Source organism: Pseudomonas sp. (assembly GCF_036404235.1).
Taxonomy (GTDB): domain Bacteria; phylum Pseudomonadota; class Gammaproteobacteria; order Pseudomonadales; family Pseudomonadaceae; genus Aquipseudomonas.
Map to the genome: position 1 here is coordinate 1 of NZ_DASWOT010000131.1, position 18,321 is coordinate 18,321.

Annotated in this window: 18 protein-coding genes; 15 read left to right on the forward strand and 3 right to left on the reverse strand. The window is 57.6% G+C overall.

What is annotated here, in order from left to right:
- Positions 1-310: 310 nt before the first annotated feature.
- The gene (argA, locus tag VGC62_RS16700; protein WP_331188189.1) at positions 311-1,609 is read right to left on the reverse strand and encodes an amino-acid N-acetyltransferase; all 1,299 of its coding nucleotides are present in this window, start codon (positions 1,607-1,609) and stop codon (positions 311-313) included.
- 116 nt (positions 1,610-1,725) lie between these two features.
- Positions 1,726-2,877 carry an acetylornithine deacetylase gene (gene argE / locus VGC62_RS16705; protein WP_331188190.1) on the reverse strand — a complete coding sequence of 384 codons (1,152 nt, stop codon included), beginning with the start codon at positions 2,875-2,877 and terminating at the stop codon, positions 1,726-1,728.
- A 158-nt stretch (positions 2,878-3,035) separates the two neighbouring features.
- On the opposite strand from argE, the gene VGC62_RS16710 reads away from it, so the two are divergent.
- The 15 genes from VGC62_RS16710 to VGC62_RS16780 all read left to right on the forward strand — a co-directional run bounded on the left by VGC62_RS16710 (position 3,036) and on the right by VGC62_RS16780 (position 17,346).
- The gene (locus VGC62_RS16710; protein WP_331188191.1) at positions 3,036-4,403 is read left to right on the forward strand and encodes an inorganic triphosphatase; all 1,368 of its coding nucleotides are present in this window, start codon (positions 3,036-3,038) and stop codon (positions 4,401-4,403) included.
- A 255-nt stretch (positions 4,404-4,658) separates the two neighbouring features.
- Positions 4,659-5,537 (forward strand): N-carbamoylputrescine amidase, encoded by an 879-nt coding sequence (aguB, locus tag VGC62_RS16715; protein WP_331188192.1) that lies wholly within the window; start codon positions 4,659-4,661, stop codon positions 5,535-5,537.
- 5 nt (positions 5,538-5,542) lie between these two features.
- Complete coding sequence (aguA, locus tag VGC62_RS16720) at positions 5,543-6,649, forward strand: agmatine deiminase (protein ID WP_331188193.1); 1,107 nt, start codon at positions 5,543-5,545, stop codon at positions 6,647-6,649.
- Between the two features lie 200 nt (positions 6,650-6,849).
- Positions 6,850-7,029, forward strand: a complete 180-nt coding sequence (locus VGC62_RS16725; RefSeq protein WP_331188194.1) for a hypothetical protein — start codon at positions 6,850-6,852, stop codon at positions 7,027-7,029.
- Between the two features lie 253 nt (positions 7,030-7,282).
- On the forward strand, positions 7,283-8,560 hold the full coding sequence (locus tag VGC62_RS16730; RefSeq protein WP_331188195.1) for an OprD family porin: 1,278 nt from the start codon (positions 7,283-7,285) through the stop codon (positions 8,558-8,560).
- Positions 8,561-8,719: 159 nt separating this feature from the next.
- Positions 8,720-9,496, forward strand: coding sequence for a helix-turn-helix transcriptional regulator (locus VGC62_RS16735; protein ID WP_331188196.1), 777 nt, complete (start codon positions 8,720-8,722; stop codon positions 9,494-9,496).
- A 131-nt stretch (positions 9,497-9,627) separates the two neighbouring features.
- Positions 9,628-9,801 (forward strand): DUF1427 family protein, encoded by a 174-nt coding sequence (locus tag VGC62_RS16740; protein WP_331188197.1) that lies wholly within the window; start codon positions 9,628-9,630, stop codon positions 9,799-9,801.
- Positions 9,802-9,844: 43 nt separating this feature from the next.
- Positions 9,845-10,804, forward strand: a complete 960-nt coding sequence (locus VGC62_RS16745) for a zinc-binding alcohol dehydrogenase family protein (protein ID WP_331188198.1) — start codon at positions 9,845-9,847, stop codon at positions 10,802-10,804.
- A 357-nt stretch (positions 10,805-11,161) separates the two neighbouring features.
- Positions 11,162-12,328, forward strand: a complete 1,167-nt coding sequence (locus VGC62_RS16750; RefSeq protein ID WP_331188199.1) for an aromatic ring-hydroxylating oxygenase subunit alpha — start codon at positions 11,162-11,164, stop codon at positions 12,326-12,328.
- Positions 12,329-12,337: 9 nt separating this feature from the next.
- Positions 12,338-12,820, forward strand: a complete 483-nt coding sequence (locus VGC62_RS16755; protein ID WP_331188200.1) for an aromatic-ring-hydroxylating dioxygenase subunit beta — start codon at positions 12,338-12,340, stop codon at positions 12,818-12,820.
- A gap of 34 nt (positions 12,821-12,854) precedes the next feature.
- Positions 12,855-13,571 (forward strand): hypothetical protein, encoded by a 717-nt coding sequence (locus tag VGC62_RS16760; RefSeq protein WP_331188201.1) that lies wholly within the window; start codon positions 12,855-12,857, stop codon positions 13,569-13,571.
- Complete coding sequence (locus tag VGC62_RS16765) at positions 13,564-13,749, forward strand: hypothetical protein (RefSeq protein WP_331188202.1); 186 nt, start codon at positions 13,564-13,566, stop codon at positions 13,747-13,749. The genes VGC62_RS16760 and VGC62_RS16765 overlap by 8 nt, the downstream gene beginning before the upstream one ends.
- Positions 13,739-15,100 carry an amidase gene (locus VGC62_RS16770; RefSeq protein ID WP_331188203.1) on the forward strand — a complete coding sequence of 454 codons (1,362 nt, stop codon included), beginning with the start codon at positions 13,739-13,741 and terminating at the stop codon, positions 15,098-15,100. Before VGC62_RS16765 ends, VGC62_RS16770 begins: the two co-directional genes overlap by 11 nt.
- 176 nt (positions 15,101-15,276) lie before the next feature.
- Entirely contained in the window at positions 15,277-16,143 is an 867-nt protein-coding gene (locus VGC62_RS16775; protein ID WP_331188204.1) for a TauD/TfdA dioxygenase family protein, read from the forward strand.
- 186 nt (positions 16,144-16,329) lie between these two features.
- Positions 16,330-17,346, forward strand: coding sequence for a LysR family transcriptional regulator (locus VGC62_RS16780; protein ID WP_331188205.1), 1,017 nt, complete (start codon positions 16,330-16,332; stop codon positions 17,344-17,346).
- A gap of 33 nt (positions 17,347-17,379) precedes the next feature.
- On the opposite strand, the gene VGC62_RS16785 is transcribed toward VGC62_RS16780, so the two are convergent.
- A complete protein-coding gene (locus VGC62_RS16785) occupies positions 17,380-18,318 on the reverse strand; it encodes a PDR/VanB family oxidoreductase (protein WP_331188206.1) in 939 nt (312 codons plus the stop codon).
- Between the last annotated feature and the right edge of the window lie 3 nt (positions 18,319-18,321).

Genomic DNA, 18,321 nt, shown 5'->3' on the forward strand with positions numbered 1-18,321 from the left:
CACAGGCGAAGAAGATGGTGGGTGAGTCGGTCTCGATCTACAACGGCGAGCGACCGCACCTGTCTTTGAAATACAAAACGCCCGATGCGGTGCATCGGGCGTTGGGATGAAACAGGTGTAAACCTATTTCAGGACTAGACAGCTTTTTGAAAAATTAATCTGTCCCCGGTCTGCTAAAAAAGTGGGACAGATTAATTTACGGTGAAGCGCTGTAAATAAATCAGCCCCCTTTCAAATTCGTGTCTTCAACGTGGTGGTTGACCAGCTGTAGGAGCGAACTTGTTCGCGAGGCGGTGTCTCAGGCGCACCTCTACAACGCTTTTTCGAAAATCTTCGAATTACGCTGATAGTTGTACAACGAGGCGCGTGCGCTGGGCAGGCGGTCGACGCTGCTTGGCTCAAAACCGCGCTCGCGGAACCAGTGAGCGGTGCGGGTGGTGAGGACGAACAAGGTCTTCAAGCCCTGTTCCCGCGCTCGTTCTTCAATGCGTTCGAGCAATTCATCGCCGCGTCCGCCGTGGCGGTAATCCGGGTTGACCGCCAGACAGGCCAGTTCCCCAGCCTGCGAATCGGCAATTTGGTACAGCGCCGCACAGGCGATGATCAAGCCTTCGCGCTCGACCACGCTGAACTGCTCGATCTCGCGCTCTAGCACTTCGCGCGAACGACGCACCAGGATGCCTTGCTCTTCCAGCGGCGTGATCAGCTCCATCAGCCCGCCGACATCCCCGATGCCCGCCTCGCGCACGAATTCGAACTGTTCTTGCGCCACCAGCGTGCCGCCACCTGAGCGGGTGAACAGCTCCGATAGCAGCGCACCGTCTTCGGCGTAACTGACGATATGGCTGCGTGCCACACCACCACGGCAGGCCTCGGCGGCGGCATCCAGCAACTCGGCTTGATAGTTGTTGCCCAGGCGTTGCAAATGCGCTGGAACTTGTTGCGGGCGCAACTCACGCACGAGCTTGCCTTGTGCATCCAGCAGACCGGACTCGGCGCCGAACAACAGCAATTTATCGGCGGCCAGATCCACGGCTGCGCGGGTGGCGACGTCTTCGCAGGCGAGGTTGAAGATTTCCCCCGTTGGTGAATAGCCCACGGGCGACAGCAGCACGATGGAGCGCTCGTCCAGCAGGCGATTGATACCCTTGCGGTCGATCCGGCGGACTTCGCCGGTGTGCTGGTAGTCAACGCCTTCGAGCACGCCTATGGGCCGCGCAGTGACCAGGTTGCCGCTGGTGACACGCAACCGCGAGCCCTGCATCGGCGAGGCGGCCATGTCCATCGACAGGCGCGCTTCGATGGCCAGACGCAAGGCGCCTACCGCATCGATCACGCATTCCAGGGTCGCAGCATCGGTGATGCGCATGTCGCGATGGAAATGCGGCGTCAGGCCACGTGCGGCCATACGGCTTTCAATCTGTGGCCGTGAGCCATGAACCAGCACCAAGCGCACGCCCAAACTGTGCAGCAACACAAGATCGTGGACGATATTGCCGAAATTGGGGTGATCAATGCCGTCGCCGGGGAGCATGACGACGAAGGTGCGATCGCGGTGGGCGTTGATGTAAGGAGATGCGTGACGAAGCCAGTTAACGTAATCGGGCATGACTGCAAGAGCCTGTAAAAATAAAGAGACGAAGGGTAAACGCTCACAACGGCATGAGCTTTATCGTCGGAACAGGCTTGGCAACACGCGCGCTCTCCTTATGGGCAGCACCTGACTCACTGGGCCGGAGTCAGGCAGTAATGTTCGATCAACTGGCGCAATAGGCGCACTGTAGGCTGCAAGCGTGACATTTCAAGGTATTCGCCCGGTTGGTGCGCGCAGGCGATGTCGCCAGGGCCCAACACGATCGTCTCGCAACCAAGGCGCTGAAGATAAGGCGCTTCGGTGCCAAATGCTACTGCTTGGGCCGTATGGCCGGTTAGACGTTCGGCTACCCGCACCAATTCCGCATCTGCGCTCTGCTCAAACGGCGCCACCTCCGAAAACAGTGGCGCGTAGTTGATCTGCACCTGATGCAGTTCGGCCAACGGCTGTAGCTTTTGCCCAATGGCGCTGCGCAGCATTGCCGGGTCCATGCCTGGCAATGGTCGAAGGTCAAACTCAAGCGAACATTGGCCGCAAATCCGGTTCGGGTTGTCGCCACCATGAATACAACCGAAGTTCATGGTCGGCTGCGGCACGCTGAACTGTGGATTGCGAAACTGCGCTTGCCATTGCTGACGCAGACCTTTGAGTTCGCCAATGACGTCGTACATGGCCTCTAGGGCGCTGTGTCCCAGGCTTGGGTCTGAGGAGTGACCGCTGCGCCCGAGAATCTCGATGCGCTCCATCATCACCCCTTTGTGCAGCCGGATCGGCTTCAAGCCGGTCGGCTCGCCGATTACCGCCGCGCGGCCCAAGGGTTTGCCTGCCTCGGCCAATGCCTTGGCACCCGACATTGAGCTTTCTTCATCGCACGTCGCAAGGATGATCAACGGCTGCTTGAACGGCTGATCCAGCAGCTCGCGCGCCGCTTCGATGATCAATGCGAAAAAGCCTTTCATGTCGCAGCTACCCAGGCCCACCCAACTGCCGTCGACTTCTGTCAGCTTCAGCGGGTCGGTTTTCCACAATGCATCGTCATACGGAACCGTGTCGCTGTGACCGGCCAGCACCAAGCCGCCGGGTCCTGTGCCGTAGGTCGCCAATAAATTGAATTTGCCCGGCAGCACCTGCTGGATATCGCAGACAAAACCCAAATCTCCCAGCCAGCCGGCCAAAAGGTCGATGACAGGGCGATTGGATTGGTCCAGCGCAGCTTGAGTGCAGCTTACCGAAGGGGCGGCAATCAGAGCCGTGAACTGGTCTTTCATGGACGGCAACGGCATAGGCGACTCCTTGGTGCGGTTACGACCATCATAGGGTGATTGGCGTGCGGGAATAAACTGTCACGGTTGATGTCCTGTACACTGCACGCCCCCCGTAGCTGTGTCGAACCCGGCTACGTCCCCCGTTTATCAGCGATCAGCGCTTGGATTCTCCGGCCATGCAGAAAGAAACCGAAATCAAACTCCGCGTCAGCCGCGAAACCCTCATCGCTCTGCGCGAGCACCCGCTGCTCAAAAAACGCAACAAAAGTGGCTGGGAGCGGCTGGAGCTGTTCAACCAGTACTTCGACACCCCAGAACGCGAGTTGGCTCATGCCAAAGTTGCGCTGCGTCTGCGTCGTGATGGCGAGGCGATTATCCAGACCCTCAAGACCCGCGGGCAGAGCATCGCCGGTCTGTCGGAGCGCAACGAATACAACTGGGATTTACCCAAGGCCAAGCTGGACCTGAAAAAGCTCGACGGCGAATGCTGGCCAGAGCAACTGGCGGATCTGGATAAAAAGACCATCAAGCCGGTGTTTACCACTGATTTTGTGCGCGAGAAGGCAGAAATCGCCTGGGGTCGCGGCAAATCCAAAGTGGTGATCGAGGCTGCGCTGGACTTGGGCAAGGTCATCGCCGGCAAGCAAGAAGAGGAAATCTGCGAGCTGGAACTGGAACTACGCGAAGGCGAGCCATCTGCGTTGCTGGAGTTGGCCGCCGAGCTTGCCGAGAAACTGGCCCTGATGCCATGCGACATCAGCAAGGCTGAGCGCGGCTATCGTCTATTCGATGCCAGCAGCTATTCGCTGAAGCTGCCAGCGCCGGAAATCACCGCCGAAATGTCGCTGGACGAAGCGTTCAGCTCTATCGCCTGGTACTTGTTGGGCAGCAGCCAGCGTCTGGCCGAGCAGTACCGTTTCAACGGTCACTGGAGCTTGTTGCAGGAGTGGGTGCAGATGCTCGCCGAACTGCGCGCACTGGCCGGTAGCCTCGGTCAGGCAGCGCCGCGTTCGACTACACACGACCTGCGCGCCGCGCTGGATGCACTGCTGGAAGACTGGCGCACAGTGGTGCAAGCCGGTCAGGAAGATGACGACGTACGTGCTGCGGCCCATGAGCAATTCATCGAAGAACTGCAGGACCCGCGTTGGGGCCAGTTCTCGCTGAACACCTCGCGCTGGTTGATGGCGCGCAGCTGGACCATCGAGCGCAATAACCGTGGCAATCGTCAGGGCGCCGCGATGGTCGAGAGCTGGGTAGCGCGCTTCCTCGCTGACGAGGCGAGTGCTGTGAACCTGGCGCGCTATCAGCAACAGCCCGAAGACCTGGCCGAGCAACTGCCGCGCATCGAGCGCATCCAAGTCTGGCTGCACCACGCCCGCACCGCGCTGGATTTACCAGAGCTGGACCGCCTGTACGGCGAGCTGAATAAGCTGGAGCAGTTGGCGCACCTGGACATCACCGACGAAGTCCTGGAAGGACGCATGCAACAGACCATCACCGTGCTGCAAAGCCGGTCGTGGAAGGTGTTGTTGAAGATGTAAGGCGTTTTTTGGCGCCTGATCTATCTCGATCAGGCGCGGAACACTAATTGGATACATAGGCCGGTTTACGCGTAAGCGTGGCTTAAATAGCGTGGATGGTGATCGATTAATATCGGCTTAATACGCACGATATTTTCAGAATTGCAGAAGTTAATCTTCTAAAGCCGATTTTTATCGGATATAAAGGCGCTGGATTGTCATGGCTCATTTGCTATGGTGATAAGCCCCTTTGCATCCGCCGCTGGAGGATTTGCCATGAGTCGTATCGTTACCGTCGCCGCTACCCAGATGGCCTGTTCCTGGGATCTGGAAGCCAACATCGAAACCGCTGAAAAGCTGGTACGTGAGGCGGCCGCCAAGGGCGCGCAGATCATTCTGATTCAGGAGCTGTTCGAAGCTCCGTATTTCTGCCAAAAGCCAAACCCGGATTACCTGCAACTGGCGACCCCGGTCGACACCAACGTTGCTATCAAGCACTTCCAGAAAGTCGCTAAAGAGCTGCAAGTTGTGTTGCCGATCAGCTTCTTTGAGCTGGCCGGTCGTGCGCGTTTTAACAGCGTTGCGATCATCGATGCCGACGGCACTAACCTAGGCATCTACCGCAAGAGCCACATCCCGGACGGTCCTGGCTACCACGAAAAGTACTATTTCAATCCGGGCGACACCGGTTTCAAAGTCTGGAACACCCGTTACGCGAAGATCGGCGTGGGCATCTGCTGGGATCAGTGGTTCCCGGAATGCGCGCGCAGCATGGCGTTGCAAGGCGCGGAAATTCTGTTCTACCCGACTGCCATTGGCAGCGAGCCGCACGACAAGACCATCAGCTCTCGCGACCACTGGCAGCGTGTGCAGCAGGGCCATGCCGGCGCAAACCTGATGCCGCTGATCGCCAGTAACCGCATCGGCAACGAAGAACAGGACGGCTACGACATCACCTTCTATGGCTCCTCGTTCATTGCTGATCAGTTCGGTGAGAAAGTCGAAGAGCTAGGTGAAACCGAAGAAGGCGTGCTGGTCCACAGCTTCGATCTCGATGAGCTGGAGCACATCCGCAGCGCCTGGGGCACCTTCCGTGACCGTCGCCCGAACCTGTACGGCGCGATCAAAACCCTCGACGGCTCGCTGGAGTCCTGATCGCTATGACGACGCTCAACAGCACGCCGCGCGCTGACGGCTTCTACATGCCCGCCGAGTGGGCGCCGCAAACCCAGACCTGGATGGTCTGGCCTGAGCGGCCAGACAACTGGCGTCTGGGCGGCAAGCCGGTGCAGACCGCGCATGTGGCGGTGGCCAAAGCCATCGCGCGTTTCGAGCCGGTGACCGTTGCGGTGTCGGCCGCGCAATACGACAACGCCCGTGCGCGTTTGGATGTGCCGAACATTCGTGTCGTGGAAATCAGTAGCAACGATGCCTGGGTGCGTGACACCGGGCCGACGTTCGTCATCAACGACAGTGGCGAAGTACGGGGCGTGGATTGGGGGTTCAATGCGTGGGGCGGTTTCGATGGTGGCCTGTATTGGCCGTGGAACCTCGATGCGCAGCTAGCGAGCAAGGTTCTGGAGATCGAGCGCTGCCCACGGTATGTCACTGAAGGCTTCGTGCTGGAAGGTGGCTCGATCCATGTCGATGGCGAAGGCACGCTGATCACCACCGAAGAGTGTCTGCTTAACCGCAATCGCAACCCGCATTTGTCGCGTGAAGAGATCGAAGCGGTGCTGCGTGATCATCTGTCGGTGGAGAAGGTCATCTGGCTACCGGACGGTTTGTACAACGACGAAACCGACGGTCATGTGGATAATTTCTGCTGTTACGTGCGCCCCGGTGAGGTGCTACTGGCGTGGACCGATGATCCAAAAGATCCCAACTTCCCGCGTTGTCAGGCTGCCCTGGGCATTCTGCAAAGCGCGCGGGATGCAAAAGGTCGACCGTTCATCGTTCACAAGATGCCGATTCCGGGTCCGTTGTTCGCTACGCAAGAAGAGTGCGCAGGCGTCGATCAAGTGCATGGCAGCCAGGAGCGCAACCCTTCGGTGCGCTTGGCCGGTTCTTATGTGAACTTCCTGATCGTCAATGGCGGCATCATTGCCCCCAGTTTTGACGATCCGCTCGATAAAACGGCGCGTAAAATCCTTCAGCAATTGTTCCCCGAACATGAGGTGGTGATGGTGCCAGGCCGCGAGCTTCTGCTCGGTGGAGGCAATATCCACTGCCTGACGCAGCAACAACCGGCGCCTCATCGCCGCTGAGTTGGTTCACTTTTTGCTGCGATCAGACCCATCGAACGATGGGTTTTCGAGGACGCGATTTCACGCTGCTTTGTTAATACAGTCCAAAGAGGGGGCTAAACGGTTACCCGGTTTGTTCGTCTGTAACAAAAGCTACGTAGATTTCGCAGTTCAAGAAGCAGTGAGGGTTGTTACTTATGAACGCAGGTTATGAGCCGCGTATGGCTCGAGGTTTGTCTGCGAGCAATGAAGCACGGCAGATGGTGGCTGACTGGTTACGGATAACCCGAGCTCCAAAAGTGCAAGCTCCCGACTACCGGACAATGCTGATTCAGCGCTATCCGGCAGGGTTGATTGACGATGCTGAAATTGAGGCATTGCTGGGCGTGCTTTACAACTGATGGGAGTACTTTGGTCATGCTGGCTATGGCCTTAGGCAAACCATTTGGTCTTCATCAAATTGACACCCAAGTCCACGGGCGGATAGCATGTCTGCTTTCACTGCCCCGTGGCTAAACGCCATATACGTGCATCAGTAGTCCACTGCGATGATTTCGTGCGGGCTTTCGAGGCTTCCTAATGCTCGAGAGACCTAATTACCTGTTTGGGTATTTGCCACGGCGCTTGATCAATCTGGCTGACAAGGACAATAAGATGAACACACGTATCAGCATGCTCGCCCTGGGCATTATGGCGGCGACCAACGTCTCTCAAGCGCTGGCTGACGGACAAGCGGACGCCAAAGGTTTCGTGGAAGACAGTAGCCTCAAGATCAACCTGCGCAATGCTTATATCAGCCGCGATTACAAAAACGGACCTGAAGACCGTGCCGAATGGGGCCAGGCGTTCGTGGCGAACTATTCGTCCGGTTACACCCAGGGTGTGGTTGGCGTCGGCGTCGACGCGTTTGGCCTGTACGCATTGCGCCTGGACGGTGGTAAAGGCAAAAGTGGTCAGGGCGGTATCGATTTTTTCAAGCAGGGCGACAGTGGCAACGCAGCTGACGATCTGTCCCGTTTCGGTGGCGCGATTAAATTCCGCATCTCCAACACCGAGCTGAAGTACGGCGACATGATTCCGCAGTTGCCAGTCCTGAGTGCTCAAACTTCGCGCCTGCTGCCTGACACCTACACCGGCACCCTGATCACCTCCAAAGAGATCAAGGACCTGACGTTGATTGCTGGCCGTTTCACCGCCCAGGCACGCAAGAGCGCTGAAGGGCGCGACAGTGGTGACCTGAAAAGCATCAACGTCTACGGCGCCAGCTACAAGTTCACCGATGCGTTCAGTGGTGCATTTTATGCGTCCGATGACGAAGACACGCTGAAAAAGCAGTACATCAACCTGAACTACGTGTTTGCCCTGCCGCAGGATCAATCCCTGACCTTCGACTTCAATGGCTACAAGACCAAGTTGGACAGGGATATTGCTGTCGACGACGCACGCGACAACAAAATCTGGAGTTTGGCGGCCACTTGGGCGGTGGGCATTCATTCCTTCACGCTCGCGCATCAACGCAGCACCGGTGAAACCGGTTACAACTACGGTGGCTATCGCAGCAACGGTGGTTTTGGTGACGGCGGCGACAGCATTAATCTGGCCAACTCGTACTGGTCCGACTTCAACGGCAAGGACGAGCGCTCCTGGCAGTTGGGCTACGGCGTGAATTTGGCCACACTCGTCACTCCGGGCCTGAGCTACAAAGTCGCTTACGTACGTGGCGACAACATCGACGACAACTCTGGCCGTGGTCGTGGCGAAGAGCGTGAACTGTTCAGCCAACTGACCTATGTCGTGCAAAGCGGCCCGGCGAAAGACCTGTCGGTACGCCTGCGTAATTCGTTCCTGCGCGTCTCCAACGATGTGGCTGACTACAACGTTGGTGGTAACGAGACCCGTATCTTCATCGACTACCCGATCAACGTGTTCTGATATTGAGCGCAGGTTGAAGAACGCCCTGGTCTTTGGATCGGGGCGTTTTTACGTGGGGATGCCTTCTTATAGTCGCGTGCATACACAAGCAGTTTCGCGCTGGTGATAGCGTGCTGATTGTCGCTACCATTGCCCAAACCACTCGACCTCGGTCTTCATATGGCCCTCGCCGCCCCACCCGACCTCTCCGACACCGCCGTCCCCGTGCTGCCTTTGTCGCGAACCTATCCGCGTGGGCGTTACATCGAGCCGCATGAACACGATTGGGGCCAGGTGCTTTACGCGATGTCAGGGGTGATGTGGGTCGAGACGCCGAACGAAGCGCTGGTGGTGCCACCGCAGCGTGCGGTGTGGCTGCCGCCGGGCGTACTGCATGGGATTCGTGTGGTATCGGACCTTGAAATGCGCAACATCTACTTGCGGCCAGCACTTGCCCAAACGCTGGAAGGCACTGTGCAGGTGTTCGAAGTCGGTCGTCTGCTGCGCGAGCTGATCCTCAGTCTGGTGGCTGAGACGGACAAGGATTCGCAGTATTACAACGCGTTGGTTGGGCTTGCGCTGCTTGAGCTTGAGCGCGCCAAGCGCTCCTTGTTGAAAGTCCCGATGCCTGACGATTCTGATCGTCGTCTGATGAACGTGTGTCAGGCGGTGATGATCGAACCCTCCCTCGACGTACCCTTCGAGCAGCACGCGGAAAATGCTGGCGCCAGCGTCAGAACCCTCGCGCGGCTATTCCAGTCTTTACTCGGCATGGGCTTTGCCCAATGGCGTCGGCAGGTGCAACTGGCGACCTCTGTCGCACAAATCATCCAAGGCGTGCCGCTCAGCAAAATCGCGCGCTCGATGGGTTATTCGCCCAGCAGTTTCAGCGACATGTTTCGCCGCGAGCTGGGCATCCCGCCTTCGCGATACCCCCTTGGCACCCAAGAAGAATAAGGAGTCGTAGCCTGTCCGAAATTCAGAAGCACTTGGCCGGTAGCCTTGTCGGGCTCTTCGTAAACTCTGGTCATCGCTAAACGCCAACGTGCAGCAACAGTGCTGCACGACGCACAGCCCCGGAGTTGACCATGAGCTACCTCATTTCACTCGCAATCGGCATCGCCGTCGGCCTGCTTTACGGCGCCCTGGACTTCCGCTCGCCAGCCCCGCCGTTGGTTGCGCTGGTTGGCCTGCTTGGTATGCAAGCTGGCGAAAAGCTCTGGCCGATGGGCCGTCAGCTGCTGGCCAGTTGGATGTCCTGATCAACCCTTTCCGATCCCTGAATATTTCCTGGAAGATCCCACCATGAACGCACTGCAATTTTCCCGAACTGGCGAGCTGGCTGCGCTGGAACTCGTTCAACTGCCGACCCCGATACCCGCCGAAGGCGAAGTGCTGGTGCAGATCAAAGCGGCTGGCCTGAACCCCAGCGACGTGAAAAACGTCCTCGGTCGCTTCCCTTACACCACCATGCCGCGCATCCCGGGGCGGGATTTCGCCGGTATCGTCATCGAAGGCCCGCAAGAGTTGATCGGCCAGGAGGTCTGGGGCACAGGTAAAGAACTTGGCTTTCTGCGCGACGGCTCGCACGCGGCGTACATCACGCTTGCGGTAAATGGCATCGCGCTCAAACCAAAATCCCTCAGCTTCGCTCAAGCGGCCAGCCTCGGGGTGCCTTACACCACGGCATGGGACGCGCTGCAACGCAGCCTGGTCGATGGCAATACGCGCCTGTTGGTGATTGGCGCCAATGGCGCAGTTGGCAGTGCCGCATTGGCGCTCGCCAAAGTGCGTGGTGCGCAAGTTCTTGGCGCAGTACGTCGCCCCGAGCAACTCCAGGCGCTCAAGGCCAATGGCTACAACGCCATCCTCCTGGATAAAGGCGAAGACCTCGCCGGGCAGGTCAAAGCGGTCTTTCCCGAGGGCGCCGACGTCATTTTCGACACCACCGGCTTTTGGCTACCGGCATCTGTCACGGCCCTCGCACCCTTCGGCCGCATCGCCATCATCGCCGCTCCGTTAGACGGTCACGTCCAACTCCCGGTGCTGGCGCTTTATCGCAACGGCGGCTCGGTGGTGGGCATCAACTCCTTGCTCTACGGCGTAGAAGCCTGCGCGCGGATGCTGGAGCAGTTCGGGAAGTTGTTTGATCAAGGCACGCTGCCGCTGCCGAGCGGGTTGCTGGAGTCGCCGCTGAGTGAAGGGTTGGAGCGGTATGCGCAAGTGAACGAGGGCGGGGTGGACAAGGTGATATTGGTGCCGTAAGCGGGTTGCCCTTTGCTCATCCATCGCTGCATGCGTGTTGGTGGCGATGGCTCGCTCATGACACCTGGTTGATCTTTGGTAGGTGAAGACAGTGATCGCCCCGCAGTGACGAGCTGAAGGCGCCAGTGCTATTTCGGCAAAGACGCTTTTTTCGCGCCAATGCGAGCATTTTTTGATGTTGGAGGCTGTGCAACAACGCCTTACTTTAGCGCCACACAAGGTCAGTCCCGGACTGTCTTTAGTATTGTGTTGCGCAGATAGGAAGCCACATTGAAAAACCCACAGCCCGCATTATCAGTCACCTGGCCGGAGGAGGGCGTTCGCAGAATTCCCTTCGCGGTTTATTCAGATCCTGACGTGTTCAAGCACGAACAAGAGGCCATCTTCCGTGGGCCGATCTGGCATTTTCTGGGCCTGGAAATACAAATTCCAGACCCAGGTTGCTACGTGCTCGCGCAGGTTGGCGAAACGCCGGTCATTGTCGTCAGGGGCGATGATGGTGAAGTCAGCGCGATGGTCAACCGCTGTTCGCACAAGGGCACACCGCTGGCCTTTGTGCCGTCGGGCAAGGTCTCTCGGTTCATGTGCATCTACCATAACTGGTGCTTTGATCTGAAAGGCAAGATGACCGCGGCTGCATTTGAGCGCGGCGTGCGTGGCAAGGGCGGCATGGCATCGACGTTCAAGAAGGAAGATAACGGCCTGCAACGCCTTCGCGTGCATACGCTGCATGGTCTGATTTTCGGCACCTTCAGCGATGAAACACCTTCGTTCGAAGACTATGTCGGCGCCGATCTGATTGCCAATATCGCTCGAGTTTGTGGTCGCCCTTTGCGTCTGTTGGGACAGTACACCCAAGCCATTCCCTCGAACTGGAAGCTGTACATCGAAAACGTCAAAGACCCCTACCACGCCTCGATCCTGCACGCCTTCAACGGTGTAATGAAGCAGGATCGGTTGACCATGGAAGGCGGCATTGTCATGGGCAGCAACGGTTGGTCACACATCAGTTATTCGAAGATGGATTTCGAAACGGGTGGCGAAGTGTATGAGAACGCCGAAATGCGTTCCGCCGAACTGAACATCTATGGCTTCGGCCTGCGAGACAAGTCCATGACGGCGGTCTGGGATGATTTCGGTGACAGCGTCTCGATGACCATTCAGACGATCTTCCCTAATTTTGTCCTGCAGCAACTGCGCAACTGCCTGGCGTTTCGCACCATCGTGCCGATCAGTACCCATGAGTCGGAGTTGCGCTGGATCGCCTTCGGGTATGTCGATGACGATGAAGCCAAGACTAATGGCCGCCTCAAGCAGGCCAACATGATGGGGCCTGCGGGCCTGATCGCCATGGAGGACGGCATGATTGGCGGCCTGGTGCAGCGCGGCATCGCCGGCAGCCTGGACAAGGCCGCTGTAGTGGAGATGGGCGGACACGGTATCGAACCGATTCCGGGGTCCAGGGTTTCGGAAGGCAGCGTGCGCGGCTTCTGGACCGGTTATCGCGCGTTGATGGGCTTATAAGGAACGATCATGGGTACAGTCATCCACCGCATTACCGAGTCACAAGCCCGTCAGTTGATCTCTGATTACACCTACACCATCGACGACGGCGCCGTTTCCGAATGGCCTACGTATTTCACCGAGCCATGCCTGTATCGCATCACCACCCGGCAAAACCATGAAATGGTGATGCCGCTGTCGATCATGCTCTGTGACAACCAGGCGATGCTTTATGACCGGGTCGAGGCGATTGAAAAGGCCAACATTTTCGAGCCGCACTACTACCGGCATGTGGTTTCCGAATCCAAGGTGATCGGCAAAACCGACACCGAGATCCAAATGGAAACCAGCTTCATCTGTGTGCGCACGATGCTTGATGGTCGGGTCACAGTATTTGCCACAGGTCGGTACTCGGACCACATCGTTCTTGACGAGGGACGCTGCCTGTTCCGCTCGCGAGTGGTGATCCTGGATTCGTCGAAGATCGATACGCTGATCGCGATCCCGCTTTGAATGCCGCAACCACACTGTTTGGGAGTCGTTTGATATGGCGTTGAGTGAACTCAATCGGCAGCGTCTGGCCGAGGTCAATATTTCGACGTTGAGCACGTGCCTGTATCGCCTGGGCGTTCGTCGCACGGTGCCCACCGGTATCGTCGCGTTGACCAGCAATCAGCCACGAATGGTGGGCCCCGCGTTCACCTTGCGCTTTGTGCCGATGCGCGACGACGTGGGTGGGCAGGACTCTTACGGGACCGACAAGAACGTCCATCAACAGGCGTTCGAACAGTGCCCGCCAGGCAGCGTATTGGTGATGGATACGCGGGGGGAGACAAGAGGTTGTTCATGCGGCGATTTGTTGATTGGGCGTCTTAAGGCACGCGGTTGCAGCGGGATCGTCACCGACGGTGGCTTTCGGGATACGGCGCAGATCGAATTGCTGGGCTTTGCGGCGTATCAACGTTGTGCCGTGCCGGCGCCGAGCTTCGGTTTTCTGCAAGCGGTGGAAATGAACACGCCGATTGGTTGCGGCGACGTTGCGGTCTATCCCGGTGACATCATTGTCGGTGATGCCGAGGGCGTGGTGGTGATTCCTCTGGCTATCGCCGATCAGATTGCCGAACAAGCCTACGAGCAAACGCAATACGAAAAATACGCTTCCAATGAAGTCGCCAATGGCCGCAGCATCATTGGCCTCTACCCGTCCACCGAGGCGTCGCGGGAACAGTACCGCGTTTGGCTGCAAGGGCGGGCAGATGCCTGATCAACACGTCGCTCGCGAAGCGTTGCATCACCAACTGCGTCGTCAAGGATTGCGCGTGGAGCCTGAGCGTTTCGCGGCATTTGCGCAGGCCCATCAGCACTTGCTGGTGTTCACCGAGCAATTGCGTCAACGCAGCCTGGTTTCGGTGAAGCAGTTGGACGTCGGCGATGACAATTGATCCTTCGGCGGTCACCAGCCTGGCTCACGCGTCGAGATTGATTCGAGAGCGTCGATTGAGCGCCGTCGATCTTACTCAGAGCTGCCTGGACACCATTCACCGACTCCCGCAGTTGGGTGCTTTTGTGACCTTGCTGGAAGAGGACGCGCTGGCTTGCGCCAAAACGGCTGACCGTGACATCCGACTAGGCGACTGGCGCGGTCCATTGCATGGCATGCCGTTGGGCATCAAGGATCTGATCGACATGGCGGGTGTGCCCACCTTGGCGCAGTCGCGGCAGTTGCGTGGGTATCTGCCCAAACGCAACGCCTGGGCGGTCGATCGGCTAGTGGACGCCGGGGCCATTGTGCTTGGCAAGTTGACCACTCATGAGTTCGCTTTTGGCCCGCCAGTGTTTGGCGAATGCGGCCCTGCTGCGTGCAATCCCTGGAATCCGCAGTACTTTGCTGGCGGCTCCTCCAGTGGCGCAGCGGTCGCAGTGGCCAGCGGCATGCTACTGGGCGCGCTGGGCAGTGATACCGCAGGCTCATTACGCAGCCCGGCGGCGTTGTGTGGTGTGGTGGGTTTCAAGCCGACCCGATCACGCATTGACCGCAAAGGCGCACTGCCCCTGGCAGACAGCCTTGATGCGCTGGGTCCGATGGCGCGCAATGTTGAAGATTGTGCGCTGATGTATCAGGCATTGGCCCAGGGAGCCGGCGCGGGCGAACCTTTTGATTTGACGCCGCGAAGGCCGTTGCGCATCGGCGTCGCGCGCTCGTTCTTGAGTGACGAGTCGCCACTGCAGGCCGAGGGACGCGCAGCCATCGAGGCGGCGCTGGAGGTGTTTTCCGGTTTAGGCAGTCATGTGGTTGATGTTGCCGTGGCGCCGCTGCGCGATTGGAATGCGGCCGGGATGGTGATCCTGCTCAGCGAGGCGTTTGCTTTTCATGAGTATTGGCTGCGTACCCGGCCGCAAGATTATGGTCCCGCGTTGCACGACGCGTTGTTACTTGGCGCCACGTTATCGGCCGCCGACTATGTCCGAGCGCTGGAACAACGCAGGCTCATGACTCACCAGCTGGACGCAGCAATGGCGCAACTTGATGTGCTGATAGCACCGATCCAGGCAGGAGCAGCACCACGCCTGGATCAACTGCACGATTGGGGATTCCTCGAAAGTCCAAGTTTCGGTATTGCTTTTAATCTGAGTGATAACCCGGCGCTTTCACTGTGCTGTGGGTTTAACGGCCAGGGTTTGCCGCTGGGTATGCAGTTGATCGGTCGGCGCAATGATGAAATAACCCTCTTACAGGCCGCGCATGTTTATGAGCGAGCCTGCGACTGGTATTTGCGGCGTCCCGAGTTGTAAGGGCACCACCTGTGTGCATTGCGATACTCGTGTCGCAGTCGCACTATTAAATAGAGTGATCAGCGCCTAATTTCTCTGCTATCGATACTGTTCTGAATGACTTCGATACCTCTTAAACTAGTGTGTAACTTCCAGGCGTTCCGCTTGAGAATTTCAGCACGCCGTTAATTGTGTCAATGCTGCTGGCGCTGTCGATAACCCAGTTAATATCTGTCAGGAAAAATTCCATGAGCTATCAAAGTATTCGTGTGGTTCCTACCACTCCCCATATCGGGGCCGAGATTTACGACATTGATTTGACCGCGCCATTATCGATTCCTGTGGTCAAGGAGTTGAAACAGGCGCTTGCCGAATTTCAAGTCATCTTCTTTCGCGATCAGGCGATCAGCTTCGACAATCACATGGCCCTGGCTATGTTGTTTGGCGAGATACATAACCACGTCGGGCCGGCTACCGAAAGCAAGCCGTTAACGGAGCACCCTGGTATCCGTGTCTTGCACTTCGATAAAAACTCCACAAAAGTGGCGGGCGAGGACTGGCACTCTGATCAGACCTGCGCAGCGATGCCGCCTATGGGGTCTATTCTGCATATCACCCAGACTGCACCAAACGGTGGCGGGGCGACCCTGTTTGGCAGTATGTATGCCGCTTATGAAGCACTCTCGCCCTTGATGAAAACCTATCTGGAAGGGCTGACGGCAACTCACGACGGTCGGCGCGTATTCGGCCCGGATGCTCCGGTGAATTCCCACCCTATTGTGGTTCGTCACCCGCAAACAGGGCGCAGGCTGATCTTCGTCAACAAGGCCATGACCTCCCACATTGACGGTCTGCCGCGTGACGAGAGCGAGGCAATACTGAATTTCCTTTACGCTCATTGCCAGAAGCCCGAGTTCCATGTTCGCTTCCAGTGGCGAGATAATTCGATTGCGTTCTGGGATAACCGCTGCACTCAACACAAAGCGATATGGGATTATTACCCCAATGTCAGGCTCGGTTATCGAATCCAGATTAAAGGCGTCGCCGCGCCAGCAATGGGTTAGGTAGTTTTGTGTAGCTGGCCTGATACATGCATGTGAGGCTGTTCAGGAATAACGGTGTATATGCCGTAATGCTGACTGGTCAAAGGAATGCTCAGCGATGGTGCAGTGCTGATACATGTGCGGGAATCTTGTCATGTTCGACAACTTTTCGCTGTTCATTCAAAGACTAGGGCAGATCGCATACTCATGACACTCGGATTATTACCCCATTTCGTCAATACGGCGGCACTTCGATACTTCTATGAAGTTGCCCGCCATGGGTCCTTCAAGTTGGCCGAGGAAAATATTTACATTGCCGCGTCTGCTATTCGACGACAAATCCAGTTATTGGAACAGGAACTGGACACCAAGTTGTTCGTGCGTGACCGCAATGGCTTGCGACTGACTTCCTCGGGTGAGTCGTTGCTGTATCGGGTCAAGCGGGCAATGAAGGAGCTGAGTATCGCGCGTTCTGAAATCGACATTCTTCAGGGCGAACACACCGGCAATGTGCGCATCGGCATCAATGAAACGGCAGCCAGGGAATTTCTCGCAGGCTTTCTGGCGACTTTTCGTGAGGCGCACCCGCGTATCACGTTCGAAATCGTCGTGGCCAACTCGAACATGCTCACCGACATCATGATGCGCGGCGAAGTCGACATCATTGTCGGCTATGCGCTGGAGCAGCAAAGCGGCTTGCAGAGGGTGGTCTCCTACGATCTACAGACCTGTATTACCGTGCATAAGTCTCACCGACTGGCCAACCGTGCTTCTGTGAAGGTCGCCGATCTGGTGGACGAAAACTTTATCTTCCCCAGTGGGGACCAGACGCTTCATCACGTCTTCAATCAGGTCTTCACCCGGGTGGCGGTGAAGCCGATGTTCAGCGTGGTCGCCAATTCTTTCGAGTTCATCGCGGTAATGGTCAGCCAGGGCCTGGGTATTGGTTGTCAGGTGAGATTGTCAGTGGGGCCTGATCCCATGCGCCCGGATCTGGTCTATGTGCCGATTCGCGATGTCACCATCAAGTCGGCGGTATTGGCTTGCTATATCGCGGCTGAAGGCACCTCGAACAAGGCCACCTTGATTTGCCTGGAGGAATTGCGGGTGGCGCTGGATGCATGGAGTTTGCAGTCTGTGGAGGAGGCGCAATGCAGCACCGGCGAAGGCTCATTGGGCGCGCTTCGTTTGCCCGCATCTACCGATGGATTAAGCATGCAGTAAGGCATCCGTCGCGCTGCCTGCTCTGCGCTGTTGTTATAGATCCAGCACCAGCCGGGGGGTGAATGCGCGCGAACAGCAAGGCGTGAACAGATCGTTCTGTGCTTGTTCTTCCTCGCTCAGGACTTGATCCCGGTGATCCACAATCCCTGCGCGAACGCCTGTCAGGCAAGCACCGCAAATGCCTTTGCCGCAAGAGATTGGCACATCGATTCCAGCGGCATCGAGCACCTGGTGGACGGTCTGGTCGGCTGCCACCTGCAAGATCGCTCCGGTGCTGGCGATCTCGACTTCAAAGGGCTGGTCGCCTTCAATGACGGGAGTTTTTGCGTTGAAAACCTCGCGATGCAAATTGGCTTCAGCCCAGCCCAGGCGGCGCGCGGTATCGATCATCTGCTCCATGAACAATTGCGGGCCGCAGACATAGAGGTGTTTGTCTGCCGCTGGCCGGCCCGGCAGCGTTGCGTCATTGAAGGCAGTCCGATCGAAATACGTTCGCAATTGTTGCGGGAAGTGTTCGGTCAGTTGATCGAGAAATGCCGAGCGCGCCGGGTCACGAGTTCGGTAGTGCAGTTCGAAGGTGTCGCCGCGTAGCGCCAGTTCGTGGGCCATGCTGAGCAAGGGCGTGATACCGATCCCTGCGCCAATCAGCACATGTTGACTGCCGGGCGGCTGTAGTTCGAAGAGATTGCGCGGCGTGCCGATGGTCAATCGCTGGCCGACTTCGATCTGTTCATGCATCCATTGAGAGCCGCCACGTGACGGAGTTTCACGCTGAACAGCAATCAGGTAGCGATGCCGTTCGCGAGGTGAATTGCACAGCGAATATTGACGGATCAATTGCGCATTCAGATGCACATCGATATGAGCCCCCGCCGTAAACGGCGGTAAGGTTCGTCCCTCGGCGTCCACCAACTCGAAGACGCAGATGGTGTCGGTCTCCTGGTGTTTGCGCGTGACGAGAACAGTGAGCATATG

What these genes read in the sequence shown, in the direction of transcription:
- VGC62_RS16755 (WP_331188200.1), top strand. Translation starts at nt 12,338, where the DNA reads ATGGGTACAGTCATCCACCGCATTACCGAGTCACAAGCCCGTCAGTTG.
- argA (WP_331188189.1), bottom strand. Translation starts at nt 1,609, where the DNA reads ATGCCCGATTACGTTAACTGGCTTCGTCACGCATCTCCTTACATCAAC.
- VGC62_RS16730 (WP_331188195.1), top strand. Translation starts at nt 7,283, where the DNA reads ATGAACACACGTATCAGCATGCTCGCCCTGGGCATTATGGCGGCGACC.
- aguB (WP_331188192.1), top strand. Translation starts at nt 4,659, where the DNA reads ATGAGTCGTATCGTTACCGTCGCCGCTACCCAGATGGCCTGTTCCTGG.
- VGC62_RS16760 (WP_331188201.1), top strand. Translation starts at nt 12,855, where the DNA reads ATGGCGTTGAGTGAACTCAATCGGCAGCGTCTGGCCGAGGTCAATATT.
- aguA (WP_331188193.1), top strand. Translation starts at nt 5,543, where the DNA reads ATGACGACGCTCAACAGCACGCCGCGCGCTGACGGCTTCTACATGCCC.
- VGC62_RS16780 (WP_331188205.1), top strand. Translation starts at nt 16,330, where the DNA reads ATGACACTCGGATTATTACCCCATTTCGTCAATACGGCGGCACTTCGA.
- argE (WP_331188190.1), bottom strand. Translation starts at nt 2,877, where the DNA reads ATGCCGTTGCCGTCCATGAAAGACCAGTTCACGGCTCTGATTGCCGCC.
- VGC62_RS16765 (WP_331188202.1), top strand. Translation starts at nt 13,564, where the DNA reads ATGCCTGATCAACACGTCGCTCGCGAAGCGTTGCATCACCAACTGCGT.
- VGC62_RS16735 (WP_331188196.1), top strand. Translation starts at nt 8,720, where the DNA reads ATGGCCCTCGCCGCCCCACCCGACCTCTCCGACACCGCCGTCCCCGTG.
- VGC62_RS16775 (WP_331188204.1), top strand. Translation starts at nt 15,277, where the DNA reads ATGCTGCTGGCGCTGTCGATAACCCAGTTAATATCTGTCAGGAAAAAT.
- VGC62_RS16740 (WP_331188197.1), top strand. Translation starts at nt 9,628, where the DNA reads ATGAGCTACCTCATTTCACTCGCAATCGGCATCGCCGTCGGCCTGCTT.
- VGC62_RS16770 (WP_331188203.1), top strand. Translation starts at nt 13,739, where the DNA reads ATGACAATTGATCCTTCGGCGGTCACCAGCCTGGCTCACGCGTCGAGA.
- VGC62_RS16725 (WP_331188194.1), top strand. Translation starts at nt 6,850, where the DNA reads ATGGCTCGAGGTTTGTCTGCGAGCAATGAAGCACGGCAGATGGTGGCT.
- VGC62_RS16785 (WP_331188206.1), bottom strand. Translation starts at nt 18,318, where the DNA reads ATGCTCACTGTTCTCGTCACGCGCAAACACCAGGAGACCGACACCATC.
- VGC62_RS16710 (WP_331188191.1), top strand. Translation starts at nt 3,036, where the DNA reads ATGCAGAAAGAAACCGAAATCAAACTCCGCGTCAGCCGCGAAACCCTC.
- VGC62_RS16745 (WP_331188198.1), top strand. Translation starts at nt 9,845, where the DNA reads ATGAACGCACTGCAATTTTCCCGAACTGGCGAGCTGGCTGCGCTGGAA.